The sequence below is a fragment of the Ornithinimicrobium sp. genome, from assembly GCF_030537745.1.
Taxonomy (GTDB): Bacteria; Actinomycetota; Actinomycetes; order Actinomycetales; family Dermatophilaceae; genus Ornithinicoccus.
In genome coordinates this window covers 14,316-30,247 of record NZ_JAUNVI010000018.1, presented here as the reverse complement: position 1 = coordinate 30,247, position 15,932 = coordinate 14,316, and the positions used below count along the sequence as shown (strand labels likewise).

Sequence of the window (15,932 nt, the reverse complement as noted above, 5' to 3'; positions counted from 1 at the left end):
AGGCGAACGACAATCCTCGGTGCTCTCTGGACAGGTTACGCCACCCAGATCGATTGAGGAAGAAGTTTGCGGAAAATGACTTCCGCTTGGTGAAAGTTGGTCAGTAGGGCAGCTTGGCGTGCCGGTTGACGTCCTTGTAGAGCAGGTAGCGGAACCGGCCGGGACCGCCGGCGTAGCAGGCCTGGGGACAGAAGGCCCGCAGCCACATGAAGTCGCCGGCCTGGACCTCGACCCAGTCGTCGTTGAGCAGGTAGACGGCCTTGCCCTCGAGCACATAGAGGCCGTGCTCCATGACGTGCGTCTCGGGGAAGGGGATCGCGCCACCGGGCTCGAAGTTCACGATGTTGACGTGCATGTCGTGTCGGACGTCGTTGGGGTCCGCGAAGCGTTGCGTGGCCCAGGCGCCGTTCGTGCCGGGCATCTCCACGGCCACGACGTCAGCCTCGTTGGTGACGAACGCCTCCGGCACGTCCAGGCCGTCGACGACCTCGTAGGCCTTGCGGATCCAGTGGAAGGTCGCGACCTCCGAGCTGGTGTTGTGCAACGTCCAGTCAGCGGCGGGGGGGAGGTAGGCGTAGCCACCCTCGGCCAGCTCGTGGTCGGTGCCGTCGAGGGTGAGGGTGAGCGCACCCCCGACGACGAAGATCACGCCCTCTGCGCCTTCATTGAGCTCGGGCCGGTCGGAGCCGCCGCCGGGGGCGACCTCGACGACATACTGCGAGAACGTCTCGGCAAAGCCGGACAACGGCCGCGCGATCGTCCACAGCCGGGTGTCGTCCCAGAAGGGCAGCAGGCTGGTGACGATGTCGGTCATCGTCCCGTGCGGGAGGACGGCGTAGGCCTCCGTGAACACCGCCCGGTCGGTGGTGAGCTGGGTCTGCGGTGGCAGACCTCCCGGGGGGGTGGCGAAGCGCCGCGGTGCGGGCGTGGTGCTCATGACTGTCCTCTCTGAAGGAAGGCGCCGAACGGCGCGCCATCGTCGGTGATCAGGGTCCCGCGGAGCCAGGTTTGGCGGACCTTGCCCGTCAGGTGGCGGTCGGCATAGGCGGAGACGGGGTTCTTGTGCTTGAGCTTGGCGACGTCGACGTCCCATTCCTCCTCGGGCGCGAAGACGACGAGGTCGGCGTCAGCGCCGATCTCGATCCGACCCTTGTGGGTCAGCCCGACCCGGTCGGCGGGGGCGGTCGCCATCCACGAGACGACACTCGTGAGAGGTATGCCGCGCCCGCGCGCCTCATTCCACACGGCAGCGAGCCCCAGCTGGACCGAGGCGATGCCGCCCCAGGCGGTGCCGAAGTCGCCGGTCTCAAAATGCTTGAGATCTGCGGTCGAAGGGCTGTGGTCGGTCACGATCATGTCGATGTCGCCGTCCACCAGGCCCGCCCACAGCTGGTCCTGGTTGTCGTGCTCGCGGATCGGCGGGCAGCATTTGAACTGCGTGGCACCATCGGGGATGTCCTCGGCGCAGAGCGAGAGGTAGTGAGGGCAGGTCTCGATCGAGAGGTCGATGCCTTCGGCACGCGCCGCCTTCAGGGCCGGCAGCGCGTCCGCCGCCGACAGGTGCAGGATGTGGGCACGTCCCCCGGTGCGGCGCGCCTCGTCGATGACGCGCTGCACGGCGATGTCCTCGGCCTGGGTGGGTCGGGAGGCAAGGAAGTCCCGGTAGCCGACGCCCGCCGCCGGGGTGGACGCGGCCAACGCACCAGAGTCCTCGGCGTGCACGATCATGAGCGCCCCGATCCGAGCGGTCTCGGTCATCGCCTCGGTGAACTGCTCCGGCTCCAGGTGTCGAAACTCCTCGACGCCGGAGTCTGCCAAGAAGCACTTGAAGCCGAAGACGCCCGCCTCGTGCAGCGCCTCTAGGTCACCGAGGTGGTCCGGGACGGCGCCGCCCCAGAAGCCGACGTCGACGCTGACCTGGTCCCGCGCCACCTCCTGCTTCTCGCGCAGCGCCGCGAGCGTGACAGTCGAGGGGATGGAGTTGAGTGGCATGTCGATGATCGTGGTCACGCCGCCGGCCGCCGCGGCACGGGTGGCGGAGGCGAAGCCCTCCCACTCGGTCCGACCTGGCTCGTTGACGTGCACATGCGTGTCGACCAGCCCAGGGAGGAGGACCTCGTCGGGAGCGAGCTCGATGACCTGGGTCGCCGAGAGGTCGGCGTCCAGGGGCGCGACCGTCACGATGCGGCCGTCCTTGACGCCGACGGCCACGGCTTGCTCCTGACCGGCGACAATGGCTCGTGGGGCGCGGACCAGCAGGTCCAGCTCGGCGGTGTTGCGCAGGGGATCGTCCATGGGGTCTATCGTGCCTCTTTCGGTGACGACACGGTCGACCAGGTCGCCACGTCCGTGCCTGCTGGCGCGCCCGACGTCATACCGGGTCTCAGTCCAGGTTGGCGAAGAGTGCCGTCGGCGCGTCCTCTCCGCCGTTGGCCAGCTCCTCGAACTCGGTGACGTTCGCGATGGAGGCACCCATGGAGACGTTGGTGACGCGCTCCAGGATGATCTCGACGATGACCGGCACCTTGTATTCGTCCTTGAGGGCCTTGGCCTTCTCCAGTGCGGAGAAGATCTCCTCGGGATCGGTCACCCGGATGGCCTTGCAACCCAGTCCCTCGGCCACCTTGACGTGGTCGACGCCGTAGCCACCGAGCTCGGGGCTGTTGAGGTTCTCGAAGGAGAGCTGCACCTGGTAGTCCATGTCGAACCCGCGCTGGGACTGACGGATCAGGCCGAGGTAGGCATTGTTGACCAGGACGTGGATGTAGCCGATGTTGAACTGCGCCCCGACGGCGAGCTCCTCGATCATGAACTGGAAGTCGTAGTCGCCAGAGATCGCGACCACGGTGTCCTCCGGCGCGGCGGTGGCCACGCCGAGCGCCGCGGGCACGGTCCACCCCAGCGGGCCGGCCTGGCCCGCGTTGATCCAGTGGCGGTCCTCATAGACGTGGAGCAGCTGGGCTGCCTGGATCTGTGACAGACCGATGGTGGAGACATAGCGGACCGTGCGGTCGAAGGCACGGTTCATCTCCTGGTAGACGCGCTGCGGCTTGATCGGGGTGTTGTCGAAGTTGGTCTTGCGCCACAGCTTGCGCTTGCGGTCGCGGCAGGACTCGGCCCACTCACCACGGTCGGGCAGCGCACCGGCTTCCTGGCGCTCGCGCGCGGCCTCGACGAAGAGCGCCAGGGCAGCCTTGGCGTCGGAGACGATGCCGAAGTCGGGGGAGAAGACGCGACCGATCTGGGTCGGCTCGATGTCGACGTGCACGAAGGTGCGGCCCTCGGTGTAGGTCTCGAGGTCACCCGTGTGGCGGTTGGCCCAGCGGTTGCCGATGCCGAGCACGAAGTCGGAGGCGAGCATCGTCTCGTTGCCGTAGCGGTGGCTCGTCTGCAGGCCCACCATCCCGGCGTTGAGCGCGTGGTCGTCGGGCAGGGTGCCCCAACCCATGAGGGTCGGCACGACCGGCACCCCGGTCAGCTCGGCCAGCTCGACCAGCAGGTCGGCCGCGTCCGCGTTGATGATCCCGCCGCCGGCCACGATCAACGGGCGCTCGCTGGCGGCCAGCATGTCGAGGGCCTTGTCGATCTGCTTGCGGGTCGCTGCCGGCTTGTAGGCGGGGAGCGGCTCGTAAGTGTCGATGTCGAACTCGATCTGCGCCATCTGGACATCGATCGGCAGGTCGATCAGGACCGGGCCGGGACGTCCGGAGCGCATGAGGTGGAAGGCCTGCTGGAAGGTGCCCGGCACCTGACCTGGCTCCATCACGGTGACTGCCATCTTGGTCAGCGGCTTGGCGATCGAGGCGATGTCGACGGCCTGGAAGTCCTCTTTGTGCAGCTTGGCGACCGGCGCCTGACCGGTGATGCACAGGATCGGGGTGGAGTCCGCGCTGGCGGAGTAGAGCCCGGTGATCATGTCGGTGCCGGCGGGACCGCTCGTGCCCACGCACACGCCGATGTTGCCGGGCTTGGCCCGGGTATAGCCCTCGGCCATGTGCGAGGCACCCTCGACGTGGCGCGCGAGGGTGTGGTGCAGACCGCCTCGGGTCTCCAGCGCCTTGTAGAACGGGTTGATCGCTGCGCCGGGGAGGCCGAAGAGGTTGGTGATCCCTTCCTTCTTCAGGATCTCCACCGCAGCTTCAGCTGCTGTCATCAACGCCATGTCGTCTCCTTGAATTGCATTGGGTGCTCCTCGATGGGACGGGAGCGGGTAGGGGGGAAGGTGTGCGTCAGGCCGGGGTCTGACCGCTGAGACGCTCGACGCCCCGCAGCAGCCCGGAGTGGTCGAGGCCACCGTCACCGTTGGCGCGTGCAGAGGCCATCAGCTGGGCCATGAGCGCACCGACGGGCAGCACCACGCCGGCCTCGCGGGCGGCGGAGGTGACGATGCCCATGTCCTTGTGGTGCAGGTCGATGCGGAAGCCCGGCTCGAACGAGCGGGTGAGCATGTTCTGCTTCTTCTGCTCCAGGGCGGCCGAGCCGGCGAGGCCGCCGCCGAGCACGGTCAGTGCTGCTTCGGTGTCGACGCCATAGGCCTCGAGGAAGATCAGGGCCTCGGCGACCGCCTGGATGTTGGTGGCGACGATGAGCTGGTTGGCAGCCTTGACCGTCTGGCCGGCGCCGTTCGGACCGACGTGCACGACAGTCTTGCCGACCGTGGTGAAGATGTCCTCGACTTCGGCGAAGTCCTCGGCGCTGCCGCCGACCATGATCGAGAGCTTGGCGTTGACCGCGCCGGCCTCACCACCGGACACCGGGGCATCCAGGATGCGGTAGCCGCGCTCGATGGCCTGCTTGGCCAAGGCGGTCGTCACGTCGGGGCGGATGCTGGAGAAGTCGATGATGAGCGCACCCTCGGGGGCGTTGCCGAAGATCCCGTTGATCAGGACGTCCTCGACGTCCGGGGAGTCCGGGACCATGACGGCGATGACCTCGGCGTCCTTGACGGCGTCCGCGGTGCTCTCCGCGGCCGTGCCGCCGGCGTCCACGAGCGGCCGAGTCTTCTCGGGGCTGGGGTTGTAGCCGACGACGTCGTGGCCGGCGTTCTGCAGGTGGACGGCCATGGGGCTGCCCATGATGCCGAGGCCGATGAAGGCGATGCGTGCCATTGAAGGTCTCCTTGCGAGGGGGTCGGTGGTCAGGCCCGGCGGGCGGTAGGCAGCCAGGCTAGGGAGTCGGTGGTGGTGGTGGTCGGCTTGTACTCCAGGCCGACGTAGCCGTCGTAGCCCTGCTCCTGAAGCTGGGCCAGGAGCGCGTCCAGGTCCAGCTCGCCGGTGCCGGGCTCGCCGCGGCCGGGGTAGTCCGCGATCTGCACGTGCGCCGTCTTATCGGTGTGGGCCGCGACCGCGGCGGCGGGGTCGTCGCCGTTGTTGGCCAGGTGGAAGAGGTCGTTGAGGAAGCCGACGTTGTCGTGGCCGGCGGCCCGGACCGCGTCGACCACGGCGATCGTGTCGGCGGCAGTCCGCAGGGCGTAGGGCTTGGGACCGCTGACCGGCTCCACGAGGACGGTGGCGCCGATGCGGGCTGCCGCCTCCGCGGCCAAGCCGAGGTTCTCGAGGGCTAGCGCGTCCTGCTCCTGGGGCGTGGAGTCATCCACCCGCACGCCATACAGCGCATTGAAGGCCTGGACGCCGAGCCGTTCCCCGATGCCTACTGCGACGGGGATGTTGTCGCGGAACTGCTGTGACCGCGCGGGGATCGACAGCACACCCGCATCCACCGGCCCAGTCAGCTCACCGGCGAAGAAGTTGAGCCCGACGAGCTGCACACCGGAATCATCCACGGCGGTGACGAAGGCGTCGATCTCTTCCTGCGAAGGCGTGGGGTTGTCCGGCCAGGGCCACCAGAACTCGATCGCCGTGAAGCCTGCCGCGGCAGCGGCGCGCGGCCGCTCCAGCAGCGGCTCCTCGGTGAAGAGCATCGAGCAGTTGGCCAGATAGCGCAGGGTGTGTGGCTGGTCGCTCATGGGATCTGCCTTTCACTGGTTCGTCGTCAGTCTCGAGTTTTCACATCGTGGAAATATGTTTCCGTTATGTGAGAGTGTAGGGAAGAAGTAGTCGCCGCGTCAAGCCGCGACCCGTCACCGTGCACGCAGGAGTTCAGCTGCCCCGGTAGGTGGAGTAGGCGAACGGGTTAAGCACGAGCGGCACGTGGTAGTGCTCGCTGCCCTCCGCCACGGTGAAGGTCACCGAGGCGCTGGGATAGAAGCCCTGCTGCCCGGTGGCGAGGTAGTAGGCACCGGTGGCGAAGGTCAGCACGTAGTCACCGGCCGGCAGCTCTTCGGGACCGATCCGCCCGATCCGACCGTCGGCGTTGGTCGCCCCCGAGCCGAGCTCCTCGCCGGCCACTGTGGTCAGCACGATGGCGACACCTTCGGCGGGGCGGCCCAGGGAGGTGTCGAGGACGTGGGTGGACAGAGTTGCCATAGGTGCTTACACAGCCTGTTCGAGTCGGAGGAGAGTGATCTCCCGGAGGTTGTCGACGACCTCGGCACGCTCGGTGTCGTCGTCGTGACGCAGGCGCCGCTCCAGCTCGGCGAGGATGTCCTCCCCGGACCGTCCTGCGGCGCGGATCAGAAAGACCCGGTCGAAGCGCTGCTCGTAGGCGGCGTTGCCGTCCGCGAGCCGGGCCACCACCTCGTCATCGCGCGCGTCGACCCCGGCCTGCTCCCGGGAGGACGCCGTGGCATTGTGACCGGCGCCGGCGCGCTCCCCGATCCGAGGGTGGCCCGCCAGTGCGGCGTCCAACTCCTCCGGGCTCAGGGTGCGCGCCGACGCGTCGGCGGCAGCGAGAAGGCTGGCACGGTCGGCATAGGGTCGACCCGCGTTGACCTCCTCGACCCATCGCGGCACATCGAGGCAACTCGCGAGGAGGCGGCGTGCCTGCCCGTCATCGAGAGCATTGAAATCCTGGAACTGTCCGGACATCTGGCCTTCCTCGGTGTGCGTTGAACGGTGTCGTGCTAGCCCTCAGACGAAGCTGCGGGCGTCCTGCCACGCCAGCCCAGCCTCGGCTGCGTCGTCGCGGGTCACGGTGGCTTCGATCAAGCCGTACGGACGGTCGGCCGCGATGAAGACCTCGTTGTTGTTCTCCAGCCCGAACTGACCCAAGTCGTAGTCGAAGTGGTGCTTGTTGGGTGCGGAGAAGCGGATCTCGGCGATCTGCGGGTGCGCCTCGAGGACGTCCTGGCCCATGACGAACAGGGTGTTCTGCAGGGCCTTGCTGTAGTGCCGGGCGAAAGCTGCCAGGCACAGCGCCTTGACCGAGTCGTAGACCGCGTTGAAGTCGACGCCCTCGGTGTCGCTCCAGCGCCACCGAGCGGTGAGCGAGGTGGCCATGACGCGGTCGGTGGTCTCCTTCAGGGTCGTGTACTGATCCTTGAGGTAGCCCTGGAACTCGGACCCGCTGGACTTGAGGACGGTGAGGTCCTCCAGCCCGGAGAGGACCCAGACCTGCTGGTCGTCGCCACGTCCCTCCACGGTCACCACGGCGGTGCGGGTCTCGGTGCCACGGCGGACCCAGCTGTGGTCGTGCTCCTGGCCGTCCACGACGATCCGGTCCCAGGCGTACTCCTGGACACGGATCTGCGAACGGGTGGCTGGCGGGGCCGCCTCCAGGAAGTGCTTGCCGAGAGCCTGGGCGTACTCCTCGATGGAGCTGACTCCCACGGTCTTGGCAAAGACGAAGGACGTGTTCTTCTGCGTGTCCGTCGGCAGGATGTTGGCCTGGTCCCCGGAGGTGTGCGCCTCCTCGAAGTCGCCGTAGAGGGAAGTGGAGACATTCATGTCGCGGATCTCGTGACGGTCGGTGTCTTTGTTGATCCGCACGACGCGGTTCTCGGACTTGCCGTACCTGTTGGTCCCGAGGACGATGGCCATCTGGTTCACGCTCCTTCGACAGCTCGCCTCCGCGGTGAGACTTCACTGTCTGTGTGGTGGTGTGTTGTCCGCGATGTGGAATTACTTTCCCGGATGTTGGAAGACTAGGGGCAATCGTGGGCCGCCGTCAAGGCCTTGGCCACAATTCCCCACATCGATTTGGTCACACCCTGAGAGGGCGAGCCAAATCGATCAAGGTCTGCGCTTCCGCTCCCGTGGCCTCCTGCACCTCCTCAGCCAGCAAGGCGCCGCAGTCCAAGCCACGCACGACGAGGTCAGCCAGTGTGCGAGCAGTCGCCGGCTCGTCCATGACACTGCCTTGCGCCTTGGACAAATAGTTGCGCAGCCGCAGCGCGGCTGGAGCGAAGTTCTCCCGGTAGAACGCGTAGGTGGCCGCGAACCGGCTGGGCAATTGCGCGGGGTGCAGGTCCCACCCCTGGTAGTAGCCGCGCTCCAGCGAGCGCCGGACCAGCCGCAGGTGCAGGGCATAACCGGTGCGGACCTCCTCCGGCGAGCCGATGGGCAGGATATTGGTCGAGCCGTCGGAGAGGCGGACGCCCGTGCCCGCCGCCGCAGCCTGCATGACCAGTTTGGCCTGGTCGGCGACGGGGTGCTCCATCGATTGGTAGGGCGCCGGGATCCCGCAGAACGCGGAGTAGTCATACGTCCCGTAGTGCAGCGCGGTAGCCCGCCCAGCACTGGCATGGATCATCCGAGCCACGAGCGCGGAGCCGTCGGGACCGAGGATCGATTGCGGAGTCTCTACCTGAATCTCATAACGGATCGACCCCGTCGGCAGCCCGAGGGCCTCTTCGATGCGGTCGCAGGCGTGGACCATCGCCTCGACCTGGTCGACGCTGGTCACCTTGGGGAAGGTGACCACGAACCCCTCCAGGCTCCCACCCGAGTGCAGCAGGCCCCCGATAAAGGTGGTCAGGGTTCGGATGCCGCGCGCCCGCGTCGGCGCTTCGAACGACTTGAACCGAATCCCGGTGAAGGGCGGGCAGGTGCCGCCTTGCTGCGAGCGGGCCAGGGCGGCGCTGGCGGTGGCGACGGCGACGTCCTCAGCCTCGTCACCCCGGTCGCCGAAGCCGTCCTCGAAGTCGATCCGCAGGTCTTCGATCGGCTCGCTCGCCAGCTTGGCGGCAACCAGCGGCAGCACCTCCTTCGCGACGTCTTCGCCGAGCAGGCCGGCAAGCAGGTCGTGGTGCTCGGTGAGCGCGGCCTGGGCCTGCTGGCCCCAGAGCGCCACGACGTCGTCGGCATAGCGGTCCGCCGGGATATAGACCGTGTGGATCGGCTGGCGGCTGGCGACATCCCCGGGGAACTGGCTGACTAGATCTGCATCGGCAGCCTCCAGCCGCTGATCCAGGTCAGCCGTGAGCTCAGCGACGAGCGAGTCGGTGGGCGAGTCGGTGGGGGTCGTCGTCGAGCTGGGGTGTGGTGCTGATGACATGGACACTCCTGACTTTCCGTTTCATGGATGTTATTTTCCACTTCTCGGAAGTTTACGTGAGGTTCTGAGCCTGCTCCCAATCCTGCCCTGCCCGACCTCTGCCTGTCAGCAATGTGGTGAGTTGCCCATGCTGTGCGTAGGCCGGTCGCGGGTCAGTCGCGACCGTCGCTCTTGCGGGCAGCCCGCCAGATGTCGACGCCACTGTCGACGGCATGCGCCTCGATCGCGCTCAACTCTTCATCGGAGAAGTCGAGGTTGGCGAGGGCGCCCAGGTTGGCTTTGATCTGCGCGGCGCTGCTGGCCCCGATCAGGACGGAGGTGATCTGGGGCAACCGCAGCGCCCACGCCAGCGCCATCTGGGCCAGCGTCTGTCCACGCTCGCGGGCGAGGTCATTGAGCGAGCGGATGTGGCCCAGGGCCTCCTCGGTCAGCATGCCCCTCCCCAGGGACTTGCTCTGGGCGGCGCGCGAGTCCTCCGGGACTCCGTCGAGGTAGCGGTCGGTGAGCATCCCCTGCGCCAGCGGTGAGAACGCGATGCACCCCACATCAAGCTCGTCGAGCACCTCGACCAGGCCTTCAGTCTCGATCCAGCGGTTGAGCATCGAATAGGACGGCTGGTGGATCAGCAGCGGGGTTCCCAGGTCGGCGAGGATGGCCGCCGCTTCGCGGGTGCGCTGCGCGGAGTAGGAGGAGATGCCGACATAGAGCGCTCGGCCGCTGCGGACGATCTGGTCCAGCGCGCCCATCGTCTCCTCCAGCGGGGTCTGCGGGTCGGGTCGGTGGTGGTAGAAGATGTCGACATAGTCCAGTCCCATGCGCCGCAGCGACTGGTCCAGACTGCTGATCAGGTATTTGCGGGATCCCCCGATGCCACCGTAGGGGCCGGGCCACATGTCCCACCCGGCCTTGCTCGAGATGACCAGCTCATCGCGCAGCACGGCGAAGTCTCTGCGCAGGTGCTCACCGAAATTCTCCTCGGCGCTTCCCGATGGCGGCCCGTAGTTGTTGGCCACATCGAAGTGCGTCACGCCGTGGTCGAAGGCGGTGCGCAAGATGTCCCGCTGCCGCTCGACCGGCACGTCGTGCCCGAAGTTGTGCCACAGGCCCAGGCTCACCGCCGGCAGCACCAGGCCGGACCGTCCGGTCCGGCGGTAGGTCATGGAGTCGTAGCGATCATCGGCCGGGAAGGTGCTCATCCAGATAACTCCACTCGGTAGGTAGGGCGATCGTCTCAGTCGTTGAGCAATTCCGCGAGCACGGCGGCATCGCTGATCTCGCTCGCCTTGCTCGCGGTCAGGAGGGTCAACCTGCCCTCGCGCGCCCGCTTCCGGAGCGAGTCGAACGCGGCGGCGCGCTCCTTTTCCTTCAGCTCGGCCCGATAACGCGTGGCAAACTCAGGCCACTTGTCCGGGTCGTGGTCGTACCACTTTCGCAGCGCGGTCGACGGCGCTACCTCCTTGCACCATTCGTCCAGCGCGGCCCGCTGCTTGCTCACGCCTCGCGGCCAGATCCGGTCGACGAGCACCCGCTGACCGTCATCGGGCGAGGGGTCTTCATACATCCGCTTGATCTGCACCTTGGGTGTCGTCACGACGCGCTCCTTGCCTCTGGCTTCTTCCTACCACCTCAGGCGTGGCGGCTCACGGAGATCGCGGTGCCCACGAGCACGCTGAGGATGAGGAAGGCGAGGAAAAGTAGATAGCCCGCCGCCACGGTCCGGTGCCCGTGGCGCGGCCGACGAGCCGCCTCCGCCCACGAGGCGAGCGCCGCGAGCAGGAGGAGACTGCCGAGCGCGACGGCCCATACCGACTCCCCCATCGTCCCGGCCAGCACGGCGAGGCTGCCGAGGTTCCAGGCCGCTAGCTCCGCCCACAGCCGGGAGCGCCTGGCGGTGAGGTGCTCGGGAAGCCAGATCCGACCCGCGGCCAGCACAAGTTGGGCGACCCCGACCACGAGCACGAGGTATGCCGCCGCCCAGGATCCGTCGGGCCAGCTCAGTGGTCCCGTCAGCGCCGCTACCAATCCCCCCACGACGACGGCGAGGAGAGCGACCGCGGCAAAGGGGCGCAGCGCCCGCCACCGGTGGGCAGAGATGGACAGGTCAGGACCAGGTCGCTCCCCGCTGTCTGTATCCATCTGCACATTCATCCTTCGCACGCCTCCAGTATCCGGCGGTTCAGGCCCAGGGCGGCGGGGAGGGCAGCTCTGCCTCGCTGCTCAGACCATCGGCCCGACCTCGGGCCAGCCAGAGCAGCAGGGCACCCGCCGTGCCGCTGACCGCTGACCCGCCTCCGCCGATGTCCATAGGCGCCAGTCCGCTCGGCCGCAGGGTGAGTCCGGGAGCCTGCGGGAGCGCGTCCCAGCGCCTGGCCCCGCCGCGCATGGTGCGTGCCACCCATGCGGGATCGGCGTCGTCGAAGGTGTAGCCGACGCGGAGGTCGACGTGGTGGAAGACGACTTCCAGGCTGCGCATCGCGATGACCTGAGCCCCGGTGACCGGCGTCCCGAGGCGGCTGAGGACGGTGGCTTCGCCGGCCGGGCCGCGCAACTGCTCGGCCTCCTGTCGAAAACGCTCCCCGCTGGAGCGGAGGTCGCTCACGATGTCCTGCAGTGGCCGGCCCGCGCCGGCCTCGATGTCGTCCGTCCTGGCCGCATCCGAGGCGTAGGAGTCTCGCTCCTGGCCGTCGACGGCCCAGCGCACCAGGTTGAGCAGCGCCTCTGCGTTGCGGGACAAGTGGGTCAGGACGTGCCCGACCGTCCACCCTGTGCACAGGGTCGCCCTCGCGAGGTCTTGCGTCGTCAAACCCTCGACCGTGGTCAGGAGCTTGGCGCTCTCGTGGTCCAGCAGGTCCAGGTTGTCGGCCGCACGGTGAGTCATCCCACGCCCGCCTCTGACGCGATGTCCTGCTCTTCTTCGTACGGCCGCAGGAAGGCGACGTCGGACACCGTGTCGATGTGCCGGATCATCGCGATCGCGGCGCCCATCGCGTCGCGGGAGCGGATCGCCTCCGCGACCAGGCGATGCTGCTCCAGCGACTCCGCAGGCCGTCCGTGCTGTGACAGCGACTCGATCCGGGTCTCCAGGATCAAGGAGCTGATCTCGCCCATCAGGCGCGCCAGGATCCGGGAGTGCCCCGCGCGCGTGACCGCCTCGTGGAAGGCGCGGTCCCCCTCGAGGGCCCGCTCACCGCTGTTGACCTGCCGCTCCATCAACGCCAGCGCGTCGTCGATCGCCTGCATGTCCTCCGGGACGTGGCGTTGGGCCGCCAGCGACGCCAGCTTGGCCTCCAGTGCGGACCGGGCGTCGATGATGTCCGGCAGCGTGTCCTGATGTTGACGAACCGCCGCGAGCAGCGCGCCATGGGGGGGCGCGGCCTCCAGGATCACCGCCCCTTCGCCGTGCCGGACCTGCAGCACACCGACGACCTCCAGCGCGACGAGGGCCTGGGCAAGGGAGGCGCGGCTCACGCCGAGGGCCTGCGCGAGGTCGCGCTCGGGAGGCAGCTTGTCCCCGGCATGCAGCTTCTCCCGGCGGATATGGGTGAGCAGCTCCTCCACGATCTGCTCGTAAAGACGTGGCCGCATCATCCGACCCGGGACGGTCGTCGTAGCGCTGTGCTCGGGGTCGCCGGCACTCGCCAGCTGTCTACCCCGGACGCCCCTGCCGCGTGGACTCATGAGCGCAGTCTATTGACAAAGCAGTCTGGTTGACTAGAGGCTAAGCCACTGACCCACTTCGAAAGGTGCCGCATGACACAGCCTGTCCACGATGGCCCGCTTCAGGGCGTCACGGTGCTCGACCTCACCCGGGCGCTGGCAGGGCCGCACGCGGCGATGATGCTCGCTGACCTCGGCGCCCGCGTCATCAAGGTGGAGGCACCACAGCGCGGAGACGAGACTCGCTCCTGGGGCCCCCCCTTCGTGACGGGTAGCGACGGGGAAGACGTCGCCACCTACTTCTTGTCCTGCAACCGCAACAAGGAATCCATCGCGCTGGACCTCAAGTCCGACGAAGGACGCAGCACCCTCACCGAGCTGATCCGGCACTGCGACGTGCTCATGGAGAACTTCCGCCCCGGCGTGCTCGACCGCCTGGGTTTCCCCACCACCGTCCTGGACGAGCTGAATCCACGCCTGGTCGTCCTGTCGATCTCCGGTTTCGGGCATGACGGACCCGAGGGCGGCCGCCCCGGCTATGACCAGATCGCCCAGGGCGAGGCCGGGCTGATGTCGATGACCGGCTCCGGACCCGATGACCCGCAACGCGTCGGGGTGCCGATCGGGGATCTACTCTCCGGCATGTATGGCGCCTACGGCGTGCTGGCCGCTCTTCTCGAGCGCGAGCGCACAGGGCGCGGCCAGGTAGTACGGACCTCGTTGCTCGCCTCGATCGTCGGCGTGCACGCCTTCCAGGGCACCCGGTGGACGGTGGCCAACGAGGTGCCTGCCGCCCAGGGCAACCACCATCCCTCGATCTGCCCCTACGGCCTCTTCCACTGCCGGGACGGGGCCGTCCAGATCGCCTGCGGCAACGAGAGTCTCTGGCAGCGTCTGTGCGCCGATTTCGGGCTGGACCCGCTGGCGTCAGGTATGGCGACGAACTCCGAGCGGGTGGAGCACCGCCAGGACGTGATCACCTTGCTGGAGTCGACCTTCGCCACCATCGACGGAGACGAGCTGCTCCGGCGGCTCGAGGCCGCTGGCGTCCCCTCCGGACGGGTGCGCAACTTGCAGGAGGTCTACGAGTGGGACCAGACGCGCTCGCAGGGCCTCATCGTCGGGGTCGACCATCCGACGCTGGGCCCGATCGACCTGCCCGGACCGCCACTACGGTTCTTCACCCCGGACGGCGAGGAGACGACGCCGACCAGCCACCAGAGTCCGCCGCTGCTGGACCAGCACGGTGACCAGATCCGCGCCTGGCTCGAGAAGGACAGCCTCCGATGACGCCTGCACCATCGCCCACCGTTGCGCCGTCGCCGACCGTCGACAGGGCCAGCCGTCCTCCTCGCCCGCACGCGCTCGACGTGCTGGCGACCGTGCTGGACCCGGGGTCCTTCCAGTCCTGGGACGTGCCGATGAGCGAGCCAGACGCCGGGCCGGACTACCCCGACCAACTGGCTCGTGCGAGTCAGAAGAGCGGCCTGGACGAGTCGGTCGTGACCGGCGAGGGGCGACTCGACGGCCGACGGGTCGCGGTCGCTGCGACGGAGTTCAGCTTTTTGGCCGGCTCCATCGGGTCCGCCGCGAGTGAGCGGCTGACCCTGGCCTTCGAACGAGCCACCGCCGAGGGGCTTGCCCTGCTGGCTTCACCCTCCTCCGGAGGCACCCGGATGCAGGAGGGGACCCCGGCCTTTGTCCAGATGGTCAAGATCGGTCAGGCAGTCGCAGCGCACCGACGCGCCGGGCTGCCCTACCTGGTCTACCTGCGCCATCCCACCACCGGCGGGGTGCTGGCATCCTGGGGCTCGCTCGGCCACCTCACGGTCGCTGAGCCGGGCGCCCTGATCGGCTTCCTCGGGCCTCGCGTGCGGGAGATCATCAAGGGAGAGTCCTTCCCTGAAGGGGTCCAGACCGCGGAGAATCTCACCCGGCGAGGGATTATCGACGGCATCGTGCCGCTGCCCGAGCTGCGGTCCGTCGCGATCGCGGCGCTTGAGGTGCTCATGTCGCCCCAGGAACCCGTCGGTGAGCACTCGGACGGGTCCGTCGACGATGCGCGCCCAGCGTGGTCCTCGGTGGAAGCGACCCGGCGGCCCGACCGACCCGGGCTGCGTGAACTGCTCACGCATGCCACCACCACCTTCATCCCTCTGCGCGGCACTGGGTCGGGGGAGTCCGACCTCACTGTCATCCTCGGCCTGGCACGCTTCTGCGGCGTCTCCTGCGTGCTCGTCGGTCAGGACCGTCAGGCTCAGGAAGATTCCTCGCTCGGTCCGGCCGCGCTCCGGGTGGCCCAGCGTGGGTTTGCGCTGGCCCAAGAGCTCGACCTGCCCCTCATCACCGTCATCGACACTCCGGGGGCGGACTTGTCCACGGAGTCTGAGAACGGCGGCATGGCGGGCGAGATCGCTCGGTGCCTGGCCAGCCTGGCGACCGTCGAGGTCCCGGTAGTCTCGATCATCTTGGGTGAGGGCACGGGCGGCGGCGCACTCGCCTTCCTGCCCGCTGACCGGACCGTGTGCGCGGAGAACGGCTGGATCGCCCCGCTTCCTCCCGAAGGGGCCAGCGCCATCGTCTACCGCGACGACAGCAAGGCCGCGCAGATGGCCGAGTCGCACCACATCCGCGCGGTCGATCTCGTCGCGATGGGCGCGGTCGACGAGATCGTCCCGGAACGACCCGACGCGGCAGAAGAGCCCGAACAGTTTTGTCGCCGCATCGCCGGTGCCACCGCCGCCCACCTGCGCGACCTGCTCGCGCAGCCGCGCGACGAACGCCTGGCTGCCCGCCAGGATCGCTACCGGCGGATGAGGTGACCTCCAGACCCTGTGCCCGCAGACCAAGGAGACATCGCCCGGCAGGGTGCCGCCACGACATACCCTTGAGCGTTCCTTCCCCCCGCAGTGCATCCCCATCCCTGTCAAGAACCAGCCATC

At 68.2% G+C, this 15,932-nt stretch carries 16 protein-coding genes; 2 read left to right on the top strand and 14 right to left on the bottom strand.

Features of this window, described 5'->3' with window-relative positions; translation table 11 throughout:
- Positions 1–100: 100 nt before the first annotated feature.
- The 14 genes from Q4P07_RS05885 to Q4P07_RS05820 form a co-directional block, all read right to left on the bottom strand.
- Complete coding sequence (locus Q4P07_RS05885; RefSeq protein WP_303373970.1) at positions 101–937, bottom strand: bifunctional allantoicase/(S)-ureidoglycine aminohydrolase; 837 nt, start codon at positions 935–937, stop codon at positions 101–103.
- Positions 934–2,295 carry an allantoinase AllB gene (gene allB, locus Q4P07_RS05880; protein WP_303373969.1) on the bottom strand — a complete coding sequence of 454 codons (1,362 nt, stop codon included), beginning with the start codon at positions 2,293–2,295 and terminating at the stop codon, positions 934–936. The genes Q4P07_RS05885 and allB overlap by 4 nt, the downstream gene beginning before the upstream one ends.
- 88 nt (positions 2,296–2,383) lie before the next feature.
- The gene (gene gcl / locus Q4P07_RS05875; RefSeq protein WP_303373968.1) at positions 2,384–4,162 is read right to left on the bottom strand and encodes a glyoxylate carboligase; all 1,779 of its coding nucleotides are present in this window, start codon (positions 4,160–4,162) and stop codon (positions 2,384–2,386) included.
- Between the two features lie 67 nt (positions 4,163–4,229).
- On the bottom strand, positions 4,230–5,108 hold the full coding sequence (locus Q4P07_RS05870; protein WP_303373967.1) for a 2-hydroxy-3-oxopropionate reductase: 879 nt from the start codon (positions 5,106–5,108) through the stop codon (positions 4,230–4,232).
- A 29-nt stretch (positions 5,109–5,137) separates the two neighbouring features.
- A complete protein-coding gene (locus Q4P07_RS05865; RefSeq protein WP_303373966.1) occupies positions 5,138–5,965 on the bottom strand; it encodes a hydroxypyruvate isomerase family protein in 828 nt (275 codons plus the stop codon).
- Positions 5,966–6,098: 133 nt separating this feature from the next.
- Positions 6,099–6,425 (bottom strand): hydroxyisourate hydrolase, encoded by a 327-nt coding sequence (gene uraH / locus Q4P07_RS05860; protein ID WP_303373965.1) that lies wholly within the window; start codon positions 6,423–6,425, stop codon positions 6,099–6,101.
- A 6-nt stretch (positions 6,426–6,431) separates the two neighbouring features.
- Positions 6,432–6,926 (bottom strand): 2-oxo-4-hydroxy-4-carboxy-5-ureidoimidazoline decarboxylase, encoded by a 495-nt coding sequence (gene uraD / locus Q4P07_RS05855; RefSeq protein WP_303373964.1) that lies wholly within the window; start codon positions 6,924–6,926, stop codon positions 6,432–6,434.
- A 42-nt stretch (positions 6,927–6,968) separates the two neighbouring features.
- On the bottom strand, positions 6,969–7,877 hold the full coding sequence (pucL, locus tag Q4P07_RS05850) for a factor-independent urate hydroxylase (RefSeq protein WP_303373963.1): 909 nt from the start codon (positions 7,875–7,877) through the stop codon (positions 6,969–6,971).
- Positions 7,878–8,040: 163 nt separating this feature from the next.
- Positions 8,041–9,333: an aldolase gene (locus tag Q4P07_RS05845; RefSeq protein ID WP_303373962.1), complete on the bottom strand. Its 1,293-nt coding sequence runs from the start codon at positions 9,331–9,333 to the stop codon at positions 8,041–8,043.
- 152 nt (positions 9,334–9,485) lie between these two features.
- Entirely contained in the window at positions 9,486–10,529 is a 1,044-nt protein-coding gene (gene mgrA, locus Q4P07_RS05840) for an L-glyceraldehyde 3-phosphate reductase (protein WP_303373961.1), read from the bottom strand.
- 35 nt (positions 10,530–10,564) lie between these two features.
- Positions 10,565–10,924 carry a DUF488 domain-containing protein gene (locus Q4P07_RS05835; protein WP_368660252.1) on the bottom strand — a complete coding sequence of 120 codons (360 nt, stop codon included), beginning with the start codon at positions 10,922–10,924 and terminating at the stop codon, positions 10,565–10,567.
- A gap of 35 nt (positions 10,925–10,959) precedes the next feature.
- Positions 10,960–11,469 carry a hypothetical protein gene (locus tag Q4P07_RS05830; RefSeq protein WP_303373960.1) on the bottom strand — a complete coding sequence of 170 codons (510 nt, stop codon included), beginning with the start codon at positions 11,467–11,469 and terminating at the stop codon, positions 10,960–10,962.
- Between the two features lie 40 nt (positions 11,470–11,509).
- On the bottom strand, positions 11,510–12,211 hold the full coding sequence (locus tag Q4P07_RS05825) for a maleylpyruvate isomerase family mycothiol-dependent enzyme (RefSeq protein WP_303373959.1): 702 nt from the start codon (positions 12,209–12,211) through the stop codon (positions 11,510–11,512).
- The gene (locus tag Q4P07_RS05820; RefSeq protein WP_368660251.1) at positions 12,208–13,011 is read right to left on the bottom strand and encodes a FadR/GntR family transcriptional regulator; all 804 of its coding nucleotides are present in this window, start codon (positions 13,009–13,011) and stop codon (positions 12,208–12,210) included. Before Q4P07_RS05820 ends, Q4P07_RS05825 begins: the two co-directional genes overlap by 4 nt.
- Before the next feature lie 72 nt (positions 13,012–13,083).
- On the opposite strand from Q4P07_RS05820, the gene Q4P07_RS05815 reads away from it, so the two are divergent.
- Both Q4P07_RS05815 and Q4P07_RS05810 read left to right on the top strand, forming a co-directional pair.
- Positions 13,084–14,280 (top strand): CaiB/BaiF CoA-transferase family protein, encoded by a 1,197-nt coding sequence (locus Q4P07_RS05815; RefSeq protein ID WP_303373958.1) that lies wholly within the window; start codon positions 13,084–13,086, stop codon positions 14,278–14,280.
- Positions 14,277–15,812 carry a carboxyl transferase domain-containing protein gene (locus Q4P07_RS05810; protein WP_303373957.1) on the top strand — a complete coding sequence of 512 codons (1,536 nt, stop codon included), beginning with the start codon at positions 14,277–14,279 and terminating at the stop codon, positions 15,810–15,812. The genes Q4P07_RS05815 and Q4P07_RS05810 overlap by 4 nt, the downstream gene beginning before the upstream one ends.
- Positions 15,813–15,932: the final 120 nt, after the last annotated feature.

What these genes read in the sequence shown, in the direction of transcription:
- Q4P07_RS05885 (WP_303373970.1), bottom strand. Translation starts at nt 937, where the DNA reads ATGAGCACCACGCCCGCACCGCGGCGCTTCGCCACCCCCCCGGGAGGT.
- allB (WP_303373969.1), bottom strand. Translation starts at nt 2,295, where the DNA reads ATGGACGATCCCCTGCGCAACACCGCCGAGCTGGACCTGCTGGTCCGC.
- gcl (WP_303373968.1), bottom strand. Translation starts at nt 4,162, where the DNA reads ATGGCGTTGATGACAGCAGCTGAAGCTGCGGTGGAGATCCTGAAGAAG.
- Q4P07_RS05870 (WP_303373967.1), bottom strand. Translation starts at nt 5,108, where the DNA reads ATGGCACGCATCGCCTTCATCGGCCTCGGCATCATGGGCAGCCCCATG.
- Q4P07_RS05865 (WP_303373966.1), bottom strand. Translation starts at nt 5,965, where the DNA reads ATGAGCGACCAGCCACACACCCTGCGCTATCTGGCCAACTGCTCGATG.
- uraH (WP_303373965.1), bottom strand. Translation starts at nt 6,425, where the DNA reads ATGGCAACTCTGTCCACCCACGTCCTCGACACCTCCCTGGGCCGCCCC.
- uraD (WP_303373964.1), bottom strand. Translation starts at nt 6,926, where the DNA reads ATGTCCGGACAGTTCCAGGATTTCAATGCTCTCGATGACGGGCAGGCA.
- pucL (WP_303373963.1), bottom strand. Translation starts at nt 7,877, where the DNA reads ATGGCCATCGTCCTCGGGACCAACAGGTACGGCAAGTCCGAGAACCGC.
- Q4P07_RS05845 (WP_303373962.1), bottom strand. Translation starts at nt 9,333, where the DNA reads ATGTCATCAGCACCACACCCCAGCTCGACGACGACCCCCACCGACTCG.
- mgrA (WP_303373961.1), bottom strand. Translation starts at nt 10,529, where the DNA reads ATGAGCACCTTCCCGGCCGATGATCGCTACGACTCCATGACCTACCGC.
- Q4P07_RS05830 (WP_303373960.1), bottom strand. Translation starts at nt 11,469, where the DNA reads ATGGATACAGACAGCGGGGAGCGACCTGGTCCTGACCTGTCCATCTCT.
- Q4P07_RS05825 (WP_303373959.1), bottom strand. Translation starts at nt 12,211, where the DNA reads ATGACTCACCGTGCGGCCGACAACCTGGACCTGCTGGACCACGAGAGC.
- Q4P07_RS05820 (WP_368660251.1), bottom strand. Translation starts at nt 13,011, where the DNA reads ATGAGTCCACGCGGCAGGGGCGTCCGGGGTAGACAGCTGGCGAGTGCC.
- Q4P07_RS05815 (WP_303373958.1), top strand. Translation starts at nt 13,084, where the DNA reads ATGACACAGCCTGTCCACGATGGCCCGCTTCAGGGCGTCACGGTGCTC.
- Q4P07_RS05810 (WP_303373957.1), top strand. Translation starts at nt 14,277, where the DNA reads ATGACGCCTGCACCATCGCCCACCGTTGCGCCGTCGCCGACCGTCGAC.